This window comes from Pseudanabaena sp. PCC 9330, assembly GCF_055795045.1.
In genome coordinates, this window is sequence record NZ_JAYFES010000073.1 from 1 (window position 1) to 17,281 (window position 17,281).

The 17,281-nt window shown below is 58.5% G+C and carries 16 protein-coding genes; 5 read left to right on the forward strand and 11 right to left on the reverse strand.

Translation table 11 applies throughout. From position 1 onward, the window contains the following. A partial coding sequence (locus AC0QKW_RS05365) for an NACHT domain-containing protein (protein ID WP_473150030.1) occupies window positions 1–2,600 on the reverse strand: 2,600 nt, incomplete at its 3' end. A gap of 200 nt (window positions 2,601–2,800) precedes the next feature. Between AC0QKW_RS05365 and AC0QKW_RS05370 the strand changes: the two genes are divergently transcribed. Continuing rightward, complete coding sequence (locus tag AC0QKW_RS05370) at window positions 2,801–4,063, forward strand: FIST signal transduction protein (protein ID WP_473150031.1); 1,263 nt, start codon at window positions 2,801–2,803, stop codon at window positions 4,061–4,063. Window positions 4,064–4,358: 295 nt separating this feature from the next. On the opposite strand, the gene AC0QKW_RS05375 is transcribed toward AC0QKW_RS05370, so the two are convergent. From AC0QKW_RS05375 to AC0QKW_RS05395, 5 genes are all read right to left on the reverse strand, one after another. Continuing rightward, window positions 4,359–5,297 (reverse strand): hypothetical protein, encoded by a 939-nt coding sequence (locus AC0QKW_RS05375; RefSeq protein ID WP_473150032.1) that lies wholly within the window; start codon window positions 5,295–5,297, stop codon window positions 4,359–4,361. Window positions 5,298–5,335: 38 nt separating this feature from the next. Further along, entirely contained in the window at window positions 5,336–6,061 is a 726-nt protein-coding gene (locus AC0QKW_RS05380) for a M15 family metallopeptidase (protein ID WP_473150033.1), read from the reverse strand. A gap of 80 nt (window positions 6,062–6,141) precedes the next feature. Continuing rightward, a complete protein-coding gene (locus AC0QKW_RS05385) occupies window positions 6,142–6,927 on the reverse strand; it encodes a PD-(D/E)XK nuclease family protein (protein WP_473150034.1) in 786 nt (261 codons plus the stop codon). Window positions 6,928–7,084: 157 nt separating this feature from the next. After that, window positions 7,085–8,146: a uroporphyrinogen decarboxylase gene (gene hemE / locus AC0QKW_RS05390; RefSeq protein ID WP_473150035.1), complete on the reverse strand. Its 1,062-nt coding sequence runs from the start codon at window positions 8,144–8,146 to the stop codon at window positions 7,085–7,087. A gap of 386 nt (window positions 8,147–8,532) precedes the next feature. Further along, the gene (locus tag AC0QKW_RS05395) at window positions 8,533–9,396 is read right to left on the reverse strand and encodes a Tab2 family RNA-binding protein (protein ID WP_473150036.1); all 864 of its coding nucleotides are present in this window, start codon (window positions 9,394–9,396) and stop codon (window positions 8,533–8,535) included. Between the two features lie 144 nt (window positions 9,397–9,540). On the opposite strand from AC0QKW_RS05395, the gene AC0QKW_RS05400 reads away from it, so the two are divergent. Beyond that, window positions 9,541–10,842 carry a YcbK family protein gene (locus AC0QKW_RS05400; protein ID WP_473150037.1) on the forward strand — a complete coding sequence of 434 codons (1,302 nt, stop codon included), beginning with the start codon at window positions 9,541–9,543 and terminating at the stop codon, window positions 10,840–10,842. Between the two features lie 236 nt (window positions 10,843–11,078). After that, window positions 11,079–11,330 (forward strand): hypothetical protein, encoded by a 252-nt coding sequence (locus AC0QKW_RS05405; RefSeq protein ID WP_473150038.1) that lies wholly within the window; start codon window positions 11,079–11,081, stop codon window positions 11,328–11,330. Here AC0QKW_RS05405 and AC0QKW_RS05410 read toward each other — a convergent pair. Then, window positions 11,327–12,031: a DUF547 domain-containing protein gene (locus AC0QKW_RS05410; protein WP_473150039.1), complete on the reverse strand. Its 705-nt coding sequence runs from the start codon at window positions 12,029–12,031 to the stop codon at window positions 11,327–11,329. The two genes, AC0QKW_RS05405 and AC0QKW_RS05410, sit on opposite strands and share 4 nt — an antisense overlap. Before the next feature lie 52 nt (window positions 12,032–12,083). Here AC0QKW_RS05410 and AC0QKW_RS05415 point away from each other — a divergent pair, with 52 nt between their 5' ends. After that, window positions 12,084–12,563 carry a rhodanese-like domain-containing protein gene (locus AC0QKW_RS05415; RefSeq protein ID WP_473150040.1) on the forward strand — a complete coding sequence of 160 codons (480 nt, stop codon included), beginning with the start codon at window positions 12,084–12,086 and terminating at the stop codon, window positions 12,561–12,563. A 249-nt stretch (window positions 12,564–12,812) separates the two neighbouring features. Here the strand turns inward: AC0QKW_RS05415 and AC0QKW_RS05420 are convergent, their stop codons facing one another. The 4 genes from AC0QKW_RS05420 to AC0QKW_RS05435 all read right to left on the reverse strand — a co-directional run bounded on the left by AC0QKW_RS05420 (window position 12,813) and on the right by AC0QKW_RS05435 (window position 16,381). Next, a complete protein-coding gene (locus tag AC0QKW_RS05420; RefSeq protein WP_473150041.1) occupies window positions 12,813–13,421 on the reverse strand; it encodes a TetR/AcrR family transcriptional regulator in 609 nt (202 codons plus the stop codon). Window positions 13,422–13,610: 189 nt separating this feature from the next. Further along, the gene (locus AC0QKW_RS05425) at window positions 13,611–14,171 is read right to left on the reverse strand and encodes a DUF4168 domain-containing protein (RefSeq protein WP_473150042.1); all 561 of its coding nucleotides are present in this window, start codon (window positions 14,169–14,171) and stop codon (window positions 13,611–13,613) included. Window positions 14,172–14,299: 128 nt separating this feature from the next. Next, the gene (fghA, locus tag AC0QKW_RS05430; protein ID WP_473150043.1) at window positions 14,300–15,151 is read right to left on the reverse strand and encodes an S-formylglutathione hydrolase; all 852 of its coding nucleotides are present in this window, start codon (window positions 15,149–15,151) and stop codon (window positions 14,300–14,302) included. A gap of 120 nt (window positions 15,152–15,271) precedes the next feature. Continuing rightward, a complete protein-coding gene (locus AC0QKW_RS05435; RefSeq protein ID WP_473150044.1) occupies window positions 15,272–16,381 on the reverse strand; it encodes an S-(hydroxymethyl)glutathione dehydrogenase/class III alcohol dehydrogenase in 1,110 nt (369 codons plus the stop codon). Between the two features lie 304 nt (window positions 16,382–16,685). On the opposite strand from AC0QKW_RS05435, the gene AC0QKW_RS05440 reads away from it, so the two are divergent. Next, complete coding sequence (locus AC0QKW_RS05440) at window positions 16,686–17,258, forward strand: pilus assembly FimT family protein (protein WP_473150045.1); 573 nt, start codon at window positions 16,686–16,688, stop codon at window positions 17,256–17,258. The last annotated feature ends 23 nt before the right edge of the window (window positions 17,259–17,281 follow it).

Consider the following 17,281-nt stretch of genomic DNA (forward strand, 5'->3'; position numbering starts at 1 on the left):
GCATTTCTTCGAACCGAAGCCTCAGTGTCATCCAAGGTATTTAGCAGGCTATCTATAGCACGTTCACTACCGATTTTCCCCAATGCCTCTGCCGCATCTTTTCGAACAAAAGCCTCAGTGTCATCTAAGGCATTTAGCAGACCATCTATAGCACGTTCATTATTGATTTTGCCTAGTGCCTCTACTGCTCTTAATCGAATATAGAGATCAGCATCATTTAGCAGGTTCAACAAGCTCCCATTGAAACGATCGCTGCCAACGTACTTCAAGGCAGTGGTCACAATCCTGCGCATCTCAATATCAGTACTATCTAGCGAATTCAGCAATTCTGCAATGGCACGCTCATTACCGATTTTTGCTAAGGCTACTGCTGCGCAAAAACCAAGATCATAATCAGTATCGTTCAGAGTAATTATTAAGCTATCAACAGCTTCCTCGCCACCAATTAATTGCAATGCTGTTGCTGCTTCAATGCGAACAGTAGTGTCAGTATCATGGAGGGCATTCAGCAAACCATTAACGACACGCTTATCGCCAGAAAACCCTAACGCAAAAGCAGCAGGCCACCGAACATCAGAACGACTATCCTCTAAGGCATTCAGCAAACCATTAATAGCACTCTCGCTGCCAATATTCACTAATGCCTCTACAATATCTACACTATAATCGGCATCATGATTGTGACTACGTAGAGCATTTAATAAACCATTGACAACTTGTTCGCTGCCGACTATTTTCAATGCTCTAATTATGTCATTAACATCAGAATATTCAGCTTCGTTTAGAACATTTAGTAATACCTCAATGGCACGTTCACTGCCGATGGTTCCCAATGCACCAACTGCACTTCGATAAACATTAGGAGCGGGATCTTTGAGTGCGTCTAGCAAGCCCTCTATAGCTCTATCAGAGTGGCTGTTTGACCAACAATTACACTTAAGGAGGAGTGGAACGCTAAGAGTATTCAGCCAGCTAACTGTCGTGCATTGAAGCACCGGTTGCACCTCCCCTGCAAGCCTCGCCCCCAGCATCAAGTCCACATCATCGATCGCCAACTTCACCACCCGCAGAGCCTGGGCTTCTTCATTCACCAGCGCCAACATCAAAGCAATAGGTTCTGTCCACTTCAACAGGTTGAGGTAGTCGCGCTTGAGTTGTTCATCGCTTAGCTCTGGCAATAACCGCAGCAAATGTTCTGCGGCGTAATATTCCTGAATGAGCTGGTGGCGAAATTCGAGTTGGTCGGTGGTGCGGTTTTGCAGCAGGTGGTATTTAAGTAAGTCGTCTAAAATGTCGCGAACGGGGAACCTCTCCTTGGCGAAGAGTTTGCCGAGTTCTCGCTCGGCTTCGGTGCGGTGAATCGCCACGCGAAAATCGACCGGGGTTTCGCCCTGCATCATTAGGGCTGCCAAGGCTTTGAGGGCGTCTTTCCACAGGCGGCGATCTGTCAGTGGTTTAACATCTCCCTTTAGGGCTGCGATTTTGTGCTGCTGCACACTGCTGTTTTCATAGGTGCGAGTAAACACTTGAAATATGCCACCAAGATTATTAGGCATTTGCCGATTGGGCGACTGCTGAAACACCTCGCACAGCATCCACAGCAACAGCGGCGTTTGGCCAAACTCCCGCAGGCGGTTATTTAGTTGCCGCAGCATCGCCTCCGCCTGGTCAGGCACATAGGCGCGAATGAACTCCTTCATCTGCGGCTCGGTGAGCGGCTGCATCTCCAGCTTTTTCTCAATCCCTAGGTCGCCCCCCAGGGCCAGATCCCGCGTGGTGAAGATCATCGGCACCCTGGGGTGGTCGCGGCGAAAGCTGGCCAGCTGGCTGCGGGCCTCATCAGACGGCAGCTCATTCAGCCCGTCGATCAGCAGCAAAAACCGCCCCTGGCGCAGCAGAGCATTGAGATCGGCATCCTCTAAATTGAGGCCGGGGTCGTGCTGGTAGAGAAACGCCCGAATGCGCTCCAAAATTGAAGTCTGCCAATAGCGCAGCTCCACCAAAACCGGAATTTTCTCCAGATCCCCTTTCCCAAAATTGGGAGAGGGGCCGGGGGTGAGGGCCACCGCCTCCTCCAGCAACAGCCGAATCAGCGCCGTCGATTTGCCAGAGCCAGGACGGCCCACCAGCAGCACATGGCCATCGGCATACTTGCGAATGCCCTTCAGCACGGGCAACCGCTCCGTTTTCTCCCGTTCCTCCGATCGCGGTTCAGAACCGAGGGCATCCTTCTCTTTGCCGACAGCCTGCACCATCAGGCCAAAGTCAAAAACCGAGGGTTGCTCTGGCTGTGGTAGCTCAACTTTGCCCGTGGCATCGGTCAGCGTGTAGTGCTCCCGCCATTTTTCGTAGGTGGCGACGAGCGATCGCAGGTATCCATCAAACTCAAAGCAATTGAGGTCGGCCAGGTGCCGGGCGATCGCCTCCACCCCCGGCCCAATATTGCTATCGGCCCATTCTAGGAAAGCGCTAACCTGCTCGCCAATTTTCGCTGAGGTTCCAGCTCGATTCATTCTGGGCATCTTCATATCAACCAGCAGCCGCTCAAAGTCGGCGGGCGACAAATTGCTGAGGGTGGCAAAGAGCTGGGTGCGATCCACGGCGGCAGAGAAAACCTTATCGCTATGGTACCCCCAGAGAAATTGGGGATGCAGGCAGCGATCGCAGCACCACCCGCATCCTCTCCGCTCAACACCTCCCTCACTACTTCACTTCTGCCGCTGTTACGCTCCCTTTGCCAATGCGTTTGCCCTAGACAATCCGATCTAGACTGTAACCACTGAAAGCAGGGGTTTTACCCATGACTGACTCTCCCCAAACCCAGCCAGTGGCCCATCCCTCAGCTCAGCCAGCCATGGAGTGGGTCAATGCCGTCTCTAGTCGGCCTTCCCTAGAGGGGGCCGTCAAAGATGTGGTCGATCAGCTGCGTGGCCGGTTGACGGGCACCCCTACCCTGGGGCTGGTGTTTATTTCGTCGTCATTTACCAGCGAGTTTGCTCGGCTGCTGCCCCTGATCCACGACCTGCTGCCCATGCCCGCTCTAGTGGGGTGCAGCGGGGGCGGCATCATTGGCGTTGACGCCGAGGGCCACCCCCAAGAGCTAGAGGGCACCCCGGCCCTCAGCCTGACGGTGGCCTGTCTGCCGGGGGTCGCGGTGCAGACCTTTGCCCTAGCGGCAGACGACCTGCCCGACCTCGACAGCCCCCCCGACGCCTGGGCCGAGCTGATCGGGGTTGCCCCCGCCGACAATCCGCAGTTTATTTTGATGGCCGATCCGTTTTCGTCGAAGGTGACTGACCTGCTCCAGGGGCTCGACTTTGCCTACCCCGACGGGGTTAAAATCGGCGGTCTGGCAGGCGTTGACGCCTTTCGCCGCCACAGCGGGCTGTTCTGCGATCGCACCCTGTACACCGAAGGGGTAGTAGGGGTAGCCCTGTCTGGCCCCGTGGTGCTCGACACCATTGTCGCCCAGGGCTGTCGCCCCATCGGCCCGATCTACCGGGTTGACCAGGTCGAGCGCAATATCTTGCTGTCCCTCGGGGCACCAGAGAGCGACACCTCGCGCCCGCCCCTAGAACTGTTGCAGACCATGTTTGAGACGCTGTCGGAGAGCGATCGCCAGCTAGCCCAAAGCTCCCTATTTATTGGCATCGCCCAAGACGGCTTTAAGCTCAGCCTCGAACCCGGCGACTTTCTCATTCGCACCCTGCTGGGGGTAGACCCAAAAACAGGGGCCATTGCCGTGGGCGATCGCCTGCGCCCCGGCCAGCGAGTGCAGTTTCACCTGCGCGATGCCCAGACCTCAGCCATCGATCTAGAGACGCTGCTACAGCGCTACCAGCAGCAGACCACAGCTGCCCCGGTAGGGGCTTTGATGTTTGCCTGTATGGGGCGCGGCGAAGGCCTCTACGAACAGCCCAATTTTGACTCTAGCCTGTTTGCCCAGTACCTGCCGGGGGTGCCCCTGGGCGGCTTTTTCTGTGGCGGTGAGATCGGCCCAGTGGGGCAGACTACCTTTCTCCACGGGTTTACCTCGGTATTTGGCATTTGCCGCCAACCTTAGGGATACATGGGTTCGACTGAGAATGGTCCTTTGGGCCAACAGGCAGCCCGTCCCCTCTCGGGAGGGGTAGAGGTGGGTTAATTCAGCGGTAAGACGCTTTTGCCCAGCTTCAGAAGCTGACGTCCCGTCGCCATTTTGACCCACCCCGCCCTCCGGGCACCCCTCCGAGGAGGGGACGGCGTTAGCTCGAACTGACGTTAGGGGTGAACAGCAGGAAGGATGGGGACTGGATTTTCCTCAAGTGGCGAGAAGGCTGCCTATGTCTGTCCTGTTTCCACGCCGTGACGGTGAGCCATTACGGTGCGCCCAGGCCGATCGTGCCAACGCCCAGCTGGGGCGAGGGGGTCAACCCCGTCAGAGTCAGCGTGTAGGTGATGGCGCTGGTGCCAATGCCCTGCCAGCCAACGATAAAGCCCCCCTCGTCAAGCACGGGGCGGTGCTCGGGGGTGGTGACAGCAATGTAATAGCCGCCGGTGCTGGGCAAGGGCAGACCCGTTAAACGGGGCGGTGTGGCAGCAGCGGTGCGGGCTTCGGCCAGCAGTCGGCCCTCGGCGTCAAACACAAAGAGCAGCGCCTGGGCGTCTGTAAACAGCAGACCAGGCCGCTGCTGGGTGACGGTCAGGCTAAGGTCAGCCAGGTCGCCCTGGGCCGCCACAAAGGCATAGATATCGACGCGACGGCTGACCGCCCCGGTAGAAACGCCGCTGCCGGTGCGGGTGTTGATGCGCTGGGCCGCCGCCAGGGGCGTCAGGGGGGTATCAGCAGTGACCCCTAGGCTGGCCTGCCACAGCGCCGCCTGCTCCTGCAAAATGACATCGGGCACGACGATGGGGTCGATCAGCCCAGCGTTGGCCAGGGCGCGCTCGACTTCGAGCGGTCGCCCCGTATACCCAGGAATACCGAACCCAGCCAGCACGGGCTCACAGCCCGAGATGTTGCTGACTACGGTTTGGTTTTGTCGCCAAATCTGCATCTGCCGACGAAACTGCACCAGCTGAGCCTGGGTTTTGATCGGTAGCCCCGGCACCTGCTCTAGCTGAATAGTGCGGGCGATCGCGCTATCCCAGTCATTGAGACAGACCGCCAGCTGAAGGGCGGCCTGCACCGTCTCGGTAGTTTGCCCTAGGGCAGGGGTGGCGCTGGCCAGGGCACTCACCAGGGCAAGGCTCCAGGTCAGTCGTCCCCGCATTGCAGACAGCGGTTGCTGTGCTCTGACTAGCCTAGTCCATGCCATTGCTGCTCTCTCCCTTACCGCTGCGAGACCCGTGGGGTTTAATGTTCCCCCAAGTCTACCGAGGCTCGCCCATAGTGGGCCAAAAACTTGTTGCTGCCGGTCTCTTGTCGCCGCTGCCAGGCCCACAGCTGGTCGCCTAGCGAAAAATGCCACCACTCGTTGGGGTGGCGGCAAAACCCAGCGGCCTGCATTACCTCATGGAGCCGAGTGCGGTGGGCGTGGAACTCCTGCTCGGCGATCGCAGTACTAGCGGCAAAATGGTCAGGGTGCGATCGCGGCGACACCTCATCGATAGGCGATCCCATGGCCACCGGCACCCCCGCATCATCGACCAAGGTCACATCCACAGCGGCCCCGGTGCTGTGGGGCGGCGGCGTAGCCGGGTCATCGCTGGGCACCGCCCAAAACTGCACCACCTCAGCCATCACCTCCTCACGCTGGGCGGGGGTGAGCCCCTCGGTCGGCCAACCCCGCCCCCGCACCTGGGCCAGAAAGGTGTGGTCGACCATAAACTGCTGCACCGCCAGAGGACGAAAGGCATCAAACACCTGAATCTTCCAGCCGGGCTGCTGTTGCTGAAGCCGATCTTGCGCCTGGATCAGCGCCATCAACACCCCCTGGCGCAGCCAATAGGGCGATCGATCGCCGTAGGGTGCCCCCAGCACCTGGTAGGGGTGAGGCTGCACCAGAGGAAAGCGATCGCGCGGTATAGGCACCAGCGGCTCGCCACAGTCATCGATGGGAATGGCCTGGTAGGGTTTCATCGCTGTTATCTATTTCGGTGACTCGATGGCGAAACAGGGGTGGTGAGCTGGGTCTCGCTGATAGTGAGAATAGAACAGCCCTACAGCGGCACTTCGGCAATATCGGCGATCGCGGGCAGATTGGCCAATCCAGCCAGCCCGTAGCGCTCTGACGATCGCCGACAGCGCACCGCAAAGGGGCAGTGGGTGCAAAGCCCTCGCTCTCGATCAACCTGGGGCAGGTCACCGGGGGTTGCCAGCAGGGTGGTGAGGCGATCGGTCAGCCGTTGCAGGTCAGCCTCGGTACGACGGTGCTGGACGGCAGAATAGGCCAGGGCAATGCTGCTCGGCGGGGCCGAGGTGCCCTCAGCCCCAGGCGGCGGCACAAACCAGTAGGTCATCGTCACCTGTTCTGGGGTCAAGCCAGTGGTTTCGACCAGCAGGTACAAGTACAGGCGCGTCTGCCACTCCTGGGTCAGCTGGCGTTGGGTCGGCGGGTTTTGGTAGGTTTTCCAGTCGATGATCTGACCCTGGGTCGGCCCCAGCACCAGCAGATCGTAAACCGCCGTCAGCAGATAGCCATTCAACACGAGGGTGCGGCGGTGCTCACTCTGGCGAAACTCACCGGGGCTAGAACTAAACAGCTCGGGTGCAGCCGCCAAAATGCCTTCTACGGCCTGGGCCAAATCAGCATCTTCTCGCAGCAGATCGTCTACCGGCAGCCCCAGCTCCCGCTGCTGCATCACCAGGTGAAACTGGGTGCCCCACTCCTGACGCAAGAGCTGATCCGGGGCCGTGGGCGCTGTGTAGCGATCGAGGTAGGTGTACTGGTAGCGCCGAGGGCACATCTCCAGCAGCTTGAGGTGGCCCTGGGTGAGAGAGAGCATGGCAAGTAGCTCTAAAAGAAGCGTTAAGGAGATCTCTGGAAAAGAAGATACCTCCACGTAGGGGCGCAAAGCCTGCGCCCTCGGGAGGAAGCAAAGTCCTGAGGTATTTTCCTTGTCAGAATTGTCCTAAAACGTTCGCACGGTCTAACGTGCAGGTCTACACAGCCGCCAGCAGCTTATCTACATTCTTGGCCGTCTCAAAGAAGTAGGCGGCGTTTTCTTCGGGGGTGCCGGGCAAAATGCCGTGGCCCAGGTTGAGAATGTGGCCGCGATTGCCCGCTTTTTGAATGGTGTCGAGAATGCGATCGCGAATCAGCGCCTGGGAGCCAAACAGGATAGCGGGATCGATATTGCCCTGCACGCCAATGGTGGGGCCAAGGCGGCGGCGGGCCTCCGCCATATCCATCGTCCAGTCAACGCTGACGATATCGACCCCCGACTCGCCCATCAGGTCAAAGATTCCGGCGCTGCCGCTGATGTAGAGAATCAAGGGGGTGTCGGGGTGAGTCTGCTTCACCTGCTGTACCACCCGCTGCTGGTAGGGCAGGGCAAAGGTACGGTAGTCCATGGGGCTGAGCTGCCCAGCCCAGGAGTCAAACAGCTGCACCACCTGGGCGCCGCAGTCGATCTGGTAGCGCACGTAGGCGGCAATGTTGTCGGCCAGCTTGCCCAGCAGCTGGTGTAGCATTGCAGGCTCTGAGAAGGCCATGCCTTTGATCTTGGTGTAGTTCTTGGAGGTCTTGCCCTCCACGGCGTAGGCCGCCAGGGTCCAGGGGGAGCCGACAAAGCCCAGCACGGCGGCCTCGTTGCCCACTTCGCTGCGCAGGGTTTGCAGAATGGTGCGGATGTAGGGCAGCGCCGTTTCGGGATCGAGTTCGTGGACGGCGTCGATCTGCGCCTGGGTGCGGATGGGCGGATCGATGATCGGCCCCTGGCTCTCGACAATGTCGAAGGGAATGCCCATACCCGGCAGGGGGGTGAGAATGTCGGAGAACATGATCACGCCGTCGGGGCGGAAGGCGCGCCAGGGCTGTAGCGAGATCTCGATCGCCAGGTCGGCATTTTCACTGCGATCGCGAAACGACGGATACTTATCGCGCAGGTCTCGGTACACCTTCATGTAGCGGCCCGCCTGGCGCATCATCCACACGGGGGGGCGCTCCAGCACCTCGTGGCGAGCGGCGCGGAGCAACAGAGGTACCTGGTTCACTGCGGTCATTTGAGGCGTCACCAATTTACAAAAACAGCGTTACAAAAAAGCGTTTCTAACCCAAAGCCAGGGGCAACAGCGGAGTCCTACCAAGGGAGAATCCACCTTTTCGGCCTGCCCTTGAAACAAGCAGCGCCACAAAAGCGCCCGGCTCAAAGCAAACTAAAGCGTAACCGTTAGCTTATCACTCTGTGATGCTCTCTAATTCTTACGGGAAAAGGGGTTCAGCACTTTTCTCTCCGCAACATTTGTACACAAAAATGTCGCCTAGTGGTCTGTCAGTTCTAAAGTTGTAGGTTGGGTGGCGCGCCAGCAGCACCCAACCAAGCTCACTGCTGTTGGCTTCACTGCATTTCACCCCATCGACAGAGTCTATACCGATCTGCCAGGGGCAATCAGGGACGGCTGATCGGCTGCTGAAGCAGCCAGAGCCCCGTGGTGGTCATGCCTGAGTCATCGGGGCGAATGATGAGAAAATGGAGGCCCTGGCTCTGGCGTTTGCGCTGCTCAAAGCGCTGACCGGCGATCGCCACCTCAGGGTCGCTAAAGGTCGTAAACACCCAGCGATCGCACAGCCCCGCATCTAAAATCAGTCCATCGGGTTCGCCGCGCCCATAGCTCAGCCAGGCCGGGGCCTGGGACTGCACCCACTGAGCTAGGGCCATGGCCTGCCGTCCGGCATCGACCACTACGCCCGGAATCGGGGTGGTGCTGGCCAGGCCCAATCGGGAGGGTATCAGCTCTGGCCGCAGAGCGCGGAGGGGGATCGGTTCGTAGGGCAGGGTTTGCTCAAAGTCGTAGGCCGAGAGGGCGGTGAAGCCCCAGCTGTCGCCCCAGAGATTTTCGGGCAGGGGCACCGGGGGTGACAGATCAATGTGCAGCGGGTTGTAGGGCACCGCAATGGCGTTGGGCTGGGTGGGGTACCACTGGGTGCGCTGTCGCAGCCACTGGTGCAGAGTGGGGGTGCGGCGGGTCGGCTCTACGGCAATGCCCAGGGGTTCGCAGGCGGTGGTGAGTAGCGACAGCGCCTGGGGACGAAATACCTGAATTTTTTCGGGGATTTTTTTGGGGGCAGTGCCAGCTTTTTCTAAGGCCGTTTGCACCTGGGCAGTAACCCAGGCTTTGTTGATGGCTGCCTGGGGCGCTGTGGCCCCATAGCTAAAGCTAAAGTCGTCGCTGCACAGCAAAATTTCCCACAGGGGTTCGCCGCGATCGCTCACCAGGGGCGGGCGGTGCAGATCGGCCTGCCAAACAGTCATAGTGGTACCCAACCCAAAACGGCGATGCTCTCCCTGGTGTTTTCCCTAATTTTTTTCCTCGGGCCTATCTCCCAGGTATGAGAACAGTCCCTTAACCATGCCATATGATGGGTTGGCCCAGGGCAATGCGATCGCAGAGGGTGCATGGTGAATCAAGTTTTACGAGTCAATCGGGCCACCACCTTTGTACTGAGGCCAGAGCCGCCGGGGCAGCTGGCGGCCAATGAGCAGGTGGCGATCGCCGCTGGCAGCATTTTTCCGCTGCAATCTTATGCCTATGCCGACATCAACGGCGGCTTTAATGGCCATATCAAAGTCGCCCTGGGCGATCGCCCCCCCGGTACCGGGTTCAACACCTGGTTTGTGCCCAGCCAAGCGGCCCAGGTTGAGGCCGATGGCGTGGTGGTCTACCCCCACGAAGACCAGGAGAGCATGCCCGTGCTGTGGATCAACACCGGCACCCTGATCAAGCGTCGCCCCCTCGACTCCAGCCTTTTAAACGCCAATGAAACCGTGGCCGTGCCTCGGGGACGGGCCTTTGACCTGCATTCCTACGCCTTTAGCGACAGCCAGGGCAACTTCAATAACCACATCAAATTTGCCATTCGCAACCCCCAAGACTTTGTCAACGGGCTGAGCACCTGGTTTGTCTTCACCCCCCACGCCTTCGTCACCCTCGACAACGAAGTGGTGTTTCCGCGCCCAGACCCCAACGCCTTTGTGCTGCGGGTGACCGCCAACACTCTGCTTAAGCGCCGCCCGGTTGACAGCAGCCAGCTAGCCCCCACCGAGCAGACCCCCGTCTCTCCCGGCACCACCCTCACCCTCAGCAGCTACGCCTTTGCCGATGCCCAGGGGCCGTTTAACGGCCACATTCGCTTTGCCCTCAAGTATGTCAAAGACGACATCAACGGGTTGAATACCTGGTACGTGTTCCAGGGCCATGCTCAGGTAGAGCGGGCTGGCGCAGTGGTCTATCCGCCACCAGCGTCGCCGTCGCCACCGCCGCCGCCCCAGTACGTGGGCCGCCCGTTCCGGCTGCCGGGCAATACCTCCACCTTCTATACCGACCAGCCGATCATCCCCGGCGGCAGCTTTACCTGGGGCGAGGCCACCCGCAACGCCACCCGTATTCCCGAGACCCAGGCCATTGTCGACAACATCATTGGTCTGGCGCGGGCGTTGCAGCCGGTGCGCGATCGCCTTGGTCGCCCGTTTCAAATCAACTCCTGGTATCGGCCCCCTGCCGTTAACGCAGCCGTGGGCGGTGCCTCCCAGAGTCAGCACCTGTTTGGCCGGGCCGCCGACATTCAGGTACAGGGCATGAGTGGTCGCCAGGTGGCCAATGCCGTCATGCTCACCTGGCCGGGGGGCGTTGGCATCTACAGCAACATTCCCAATATCATTCACCTCGATACTGGCCCCAAACGCACCTGGGGGTTTTAGGCAATCGCCACAGCTGATAGAGATTCTCAGCACAGTAGCTATCCCACCAACGAGTCGTTTTACCCTAGGGGCAGACAGTCGTTTGCCCTGATCAGGGATATCTCCTTGTCAAAAAATCTCCGCAAATGGCTGCTAAAAACTATTCTCCAGCAGTTCCCTAAGCTGATCCTAGCCCCCAGAACGGCCTGTTCTCTGGTTATGATAAGTACGTCCTAGAACTCCTTTTGTTAACGTCCATGGCGAAGCCCAAACACACTCAGGCCCACCTGTCCCGCACGGTGCCCAAAGATCAGTCTGAGTTCTTTAAAAAGCGCACCCGCGACTCTATGGAGTACTACATGGGTGCCAAGCTGCTAGAGGTGGGCGTCAACCCCAAAAACACCGTCTACCGGTGGACATCAGAAATCAAAGGTAGCCAGGAAGTGATTACCGTCAGCGCCTACTGGGGCGAGTCGCGATCGCAGCTAGAGAGCGAAGAACAGGGCTAGATCACCCCTTGGCGCTGATCGTTTAGCCCCCAGTCGTAGGGCAAATACTCTACCTTGGTGAGCGCTGACAGCGGCGGCTGGAGGCCCAGGTAAGCGCCAATGTAGTCAGGCATCGATGGGGCCACCGGGAGAAAGTCTTCGCCATACCACTTAAAAATTTGGCTGCAATAGAGCACCCCCGTCTCGGCGGCGTAGCGCACCTTATCGGGGTTGTGAATAAAGCGGTGGGCGTCAGTTTCGAGCTGGGCTTCGACAATGTCGGGCAGATAGGCCTCGTTGCGCAAAATCGGGCAGCCCCCCGAGGCACAAACCAGAGCAAAGTGAATGCGCGGCTCTTGGAACTGGGGCCGCAAAATACCGTGCTCAAGGTGGTTGAGGCTGATGCGCTGGCCGTCGAGGGGGTAGAGCGATCGGCTAAAAAACCGCCAAAAGCTGAGCCAGTTGGGCACCCCCAGCACCTGGGGAAAAATAGAGGCGATCGGGTAGCGATCGATCACCTGCTGAATGGTCAGAGCGTTGTAGAGGTTGATCAGCAGCGCCAGCGATTCTTCTTGGCTCAGGCCGTCAAGGCTAGAGGGCAGGCTCTCTAGCCAGGCCTTGAGGGTGGCAGAGTCTTTCTTCTGCCAGCGGGCATAGTCTACCCGGCCCCGATCGTCCACATAGGTCTGAAGCAGATCATTCCAGGGGTTAAAATCCAGCATGGTGATCTCCTGCGCCGACGCCTGGAAAAAACAGTCTCTACCTCTGATGCTAATGCAACCGATTCGAGCTGTGGCCTGGTGGGCGGTAAATCTCTGGGTGCGGCGATCGTTTCCGGCGGTGCCGACCGTTACTACCCAGGAGTTGGCCGATTGGTTGAGCACAGACAACGCGCCGGTACTGCTAGATGTGCGTCGAGACTACGAGTTTGCGGTGAGCCATCTGCCCGGTGCCCGTCGTGCAGTTCAGCTCGAAGACATGATCGAGCTGCATCTAGATCCAGCCCAGCCCATTGTCGCCTACTGCTCGGTGGGCTATCGCTCGGCCCGACTGGTGAGTCAGCTACAATCGGCGGGCTACGGTGCGGTGTACAACCTAGCCGGGTCGGCGTTTCAGTGGGCCAATGAGGGGCGATCGCTCGTCAGCAAAAATCACCCCACTGCCACCGTACACCCCTTCAACCCCGTCTGGGGGCTACTTCTAAAGCCTGGGCTAGCTAAGGCTGGTGATCAGTCTAGTGAGGATAGCGATTAGGAGATTTTTGGCAAAGAAGATACCCCGCTGTAGGGGCGCAGGCCCTGCGCCCTCAGGAGGAAGCAAGATGCTTCGGTATTCTTGTGATCAGGGTTCTTGTGATCAAAGGTGGCCTTAAACCTCACCCAAGGGCAACTTGGTTGTACTGAGTAAAGAACTCTGCCGAATCCATGGAGTCCTGAAGCTCGTAGAGCGTGAGTCGCCTAGTCAGGTCAATCAAGGCATCCAGGGGAGAGGTATATTCAGCGATTAGGCCAGCACACCGTTCAAGAAGATATCTGTCAAACATTCCGCCAGGTCTTTCATCGCCTGGGGTGAGGCGGCTTCATCGCCGAGGGTGTCTTGGCTAAAGCCCGCTACGGTAAACATACCCAAGAAAACTCGCGCCACCATGCGGGCATTCATCGGGCGATAGACCCCGCGATCCATCGCGGTTTGAAAAAAGGCCTCGGCGACGTCGATCATCTTGCCGATCACCTCGGTTTGAATCTGCTCCCGCAGTTCGGGGTGAAACTGGGCTTCCATGAAGCAGACGCGCATCAGGGCCGAGTTTTTTTGCAGGTTCAACATGCGCCGCTGCATCACCTGGCCGATCGCCTTGTAGCTGGCCATTTCGCTCAGCTCGGTCAGCAGATCGGTGAGAATCTCGACCCAGCCCTGGCTGGCCACCGCCACCAAAATGGCCTTTTTGTTTTCAAAGTGGCGAAACAGAGTGCCCTCGGCCACGCCAGCGGTCTGGGCTAGCTCGCGGGTGGTGGTGGCACCATAGCCCCGTTTAGCAAACAGCTTCAGCGCCGCCTGGAGAATCTTTGTCTCGGTATCAACTTCCACAGGGGCGGCTTTAAAGAAAGGCACCATGACAAAACCCTCAAGCAGTGGAACTTAGCTCCTGTGGCTCATTGTGCGCTGATTAATTGGGGGGCAGGGGCGAGGTTTACATAAACTCACAAAACCTGAGATAACTACTACAAAGTAGCTGCTCCACCCTGCGCTGGGGCACAGATCTAGAGAAAGCCCTGCGATCGCCTCCGGTTTCTAGACTTGAGCTTAATCTGCTGACTTGGCAGATTGAAGGGTTTGTTTGACGATCTGATCGCTAATTTTGCGCTGTAGATCGGTGTCGTCGGCAGACTGCTCTAGCAGGCTATTAAAGCTGTCGATCGATAGCCCCTCAGATTCAATAGCCGTTTCCATTTCTCCTTCGGTGCTCTGGCGAATAGCAATAATGCGCTCAACGGCGGCGTCAAACTTCTTCTTGTCGGCCTTAGAGATTTTGGCTTTAGCAGCAACTTTAGCCATGTCGTCAGCGGTTTGGGCTGGGCCATCGAGCTGGGTTTCGGCGATCGCATTAAACTGGTCAATGGTCAGCCCTTCATCCTCAACCGCCTTGGCCATATCTCCCTCTGCCCGCATGCGCAGGGTCTGCACCGCCTGGTAGGCCTTAGCAAAAATAGCAATCTCATCATCGCCCAGGGCCTTAGTAGCGGCTTCAGCTACCTCAGCTCCAGGAGCTTGGGCCAGCAGCACCGTCGACGGGCTAGCCCAGGCCGAAGCAGGCCATAGCCAGGCCAGCATCATTAGCAGCGCAGCAACGCAATATCTCACCATAACGGGTCTCCTAATTTCCTAATTACATAGTGAAAGGGGCAGTTATACCCAGTCCAGCCCAGGAGCTAGAGTTCTACCAGGGGGAGAACTTCCTTTAGGACTTAGATGGGGCTTATATCTCTCCTAGACTAGCCCTTCGTCAGCACATCGGCATGGTGACGGAGGTGATCGCCCATGAAGGAAGCCATGAAAAAGTAGCCATGATCGTACCCTGCCTGTTTGCGTAACATTAGAGGTTGCCCAGCAGCCTTACAAGCGGCGGCAAACACCTCGGGTAAAAGCTGCTGCTGATCGAGGAAAGCATCAGCCGTGCCCTGGTCAATCAAAATGGTGCAATCGGGCCGAGCCCTGTCTTTTACCAGCTCGGTCGCATCGTAGGTCTTCCAGCTTTCAGAATTTGACCCCAAATAGCCCGCAAATGCTTTTTGTCCCCAGGGGCACTGGGATGGTGCAGCGATCGGGGCAAAGGCCGAGATCGACTTAAACAGATCGGGGTTGCGCAGCCCGCACACCAGCGCGCCATGGCCCCCCATAGAGTGACCAAAAATGCCCTGGCGATCGGGGCGAATGGAAAATTCTTGGGCAATCAGCGCAGGCAGTTCTGCCGTGACATAGCTGTACATGCGGTAGTGGCTGCTCCAGGGTGCCTCTGTGGCGTCCACATAGAAACCCGCCCCGGTGCCAAAATCCCAGGCGTCGGCCTCATCGGGCACCTCTTTGCCTCGGGGGCTGGTATCGGGGGCCACCAGCATAATGCCGTGCTCGGCTGCATAGCGCTGCGCCCCCGCCTTGCTGGTGAAATTATCCTCCGTGCAGGTGAGGCCTGACAGGTAGTAGAGCACTGGCACCGGGCCAGCCTGGGCCTGGGGTGGCACGTACACCGCAAACCGCATCTCGCAGTTACAGACATCTGACGGGTGGCTGTAGTAGCCAACGGTGCCACCAAAGCAGGCATGTTGATTGTGAAGCGTGAGGGACATAGAGGATGGAAGGGTGATGGGGGTGGAGGGTGGTGGGAAGGGGCAGACCCCCATGTCTTCCCTGCCAGGACTACAAGCAGAACCCCTCTCCCTGGGGAGAGAGGCAGGGGTGAGGATTCCCTAAAACGTCACCACGCTGCGGATGCTCTCGCCCCGGTGCATCAGGTCAAAGGCGGTGTTAATCTCATCCAGCGGCATGACGTGGGTGATCAAATCATCAATGTTGATTTTGCCGTCCATGTACCAATCGACAATTTTGGGCACGTCGGTGCGGCCCCTGGCTCCGCCAAAGGCGGTACCCTTCCACACTCGCCCGGTCACCAGCTGAAAGGGGCGAGTGCTGATCTCTTCGCCAGCGGCGGCAACGCCCACGATCACACTCACTCCCCAGCCTTTGTGGCAGCACTCTAGGGCCTGGCGCATGAGGTTGACATTGCCGACGCACTCAAAGCTGTAGTCGGCCCCGCCGCCGGTTAGCTCTACCAGATGAGCCACTAGATCGCCCTCGACGTCTTTGGGGTTGACGAAGTGGGTCATGCCAAACTTCTCAGCTAACTCTCGCCGATTGGGGTTGATGTCAACGCCAATGATTTTGTTGGCCCCCACCATACGACAGCCCTGCAAAACGTTGAGGCCAATGCCGCCGAGGCCAAACACGACTACGTTGGCCCCCGGCTCGACCTTAGCGGTGTTGATCACCGCTCCGATGCCCGTGGTGACGCCGCAGCCAATGTAGCAAACCTTCTCAAAGGGCGCGTCAGGGCGAATTTTGGCCAGGGCGATCTCGGGCACCACAGTGTAGTTGGCAAAGGTCGAGGTGCCCATGTAGTGAAACAGCGGTTTGCCGTCGAGGGAAAATCGGCTGCTGCCGTCGGGCATGAGCCCCCGCCCCTGGGTGAGGCGAATGGCCTGGCAGAGGTTGGTCTTAAAACTGAGGCAGTATTCGCACTGGCGGCACTCGGGCACGTACAGCGGAATCACGTGGTCGCCAGGTTTGAGACTGGTGACGCCGGGGCCGACTTCGGCTACGATACCTGCCCCCTCGTGGCCCAGCACCGCCGGAAACAGCCCTTCGGGATCTTTGCCTGAGAGGGTGTAGGCGTCGGTGTGGCAGATGCCGGTGGCCTTAATTTCGACCAGCACTTCGCCCTCGCGCGGGCCTTCGAGCTGAACGGTTTCGATGGTGAGGGGTTGGCCTGGGCCTAGGGCGACGGCGGCTCTAACATCCACGGGCGGGGTCTCCTTATGAGCAGTTGAAAGCAACGGTTGAAATGTTGGGCTAGCGTAGCCTAGCCCAGGGAGATGGCCAGGGCAAAATGCAACTGAGTGGGCATTGGTTTAAAGATTTAGACCAGGGGCCATCGCAACACCTTTGTCAGCTTACCGACTTTGCGGCTCTTAGGCTATGTGTCAGCCTTCCCAGACAGTCCTCGGCACAATGACCGATTGTTGCCCTAACTACGGCCCAGGGCCAACGGCAGATGGGCACCTTGACCCCATCAGGCTTTAGGCATCTACAACTATGACGCAAAATATGTCTCAACCTTGGCGGCGGTCGGGCAAACCGTCTTACCCAGGGGTGGAGTCTGCCGGGTTTACCCTACTGGAAGGATTGATCGTGGTGGTGATCATTGGGCTGATGGCGGCGATCGCCGCCCCCTCTTTCCTTGGGTTTTTGAACCAGCGCAAAATCAACATCACCCAAGACATGCTCTACCAGGCACTGCGATCAACCCAAGCCGATGCCACCCAAAACCGCCACGATCGCCGTTTTAGTCTGCGAGAGCGCAACGGGCGTATCGAGTGGGCTAGCCATCCTGAATCAATGCCCGCTGTGCAGGTGGCTGCCTGGCGACCCTTAACAGACGGAGTGGTCTTGGCAGATATCGACAATACCCTAACCCAGGCCGGTGGCATTCACTACACCAGATTTGACATGTACGGCAACCTCAAATCGAAGGCGATTGGGGAACAGGGCACGATCACGGTGACGATTACGGGAGAACGGCACACCCACCGCTGCGTGGTCGTTTCTACCGTGCTGGGGGCCATGCGCAAGGGCAAAGGTCAGACCATAGCGAATAACAATGACCGCTTTTGCTACTGAATCTCTATCCTCAGCCGGGGCAA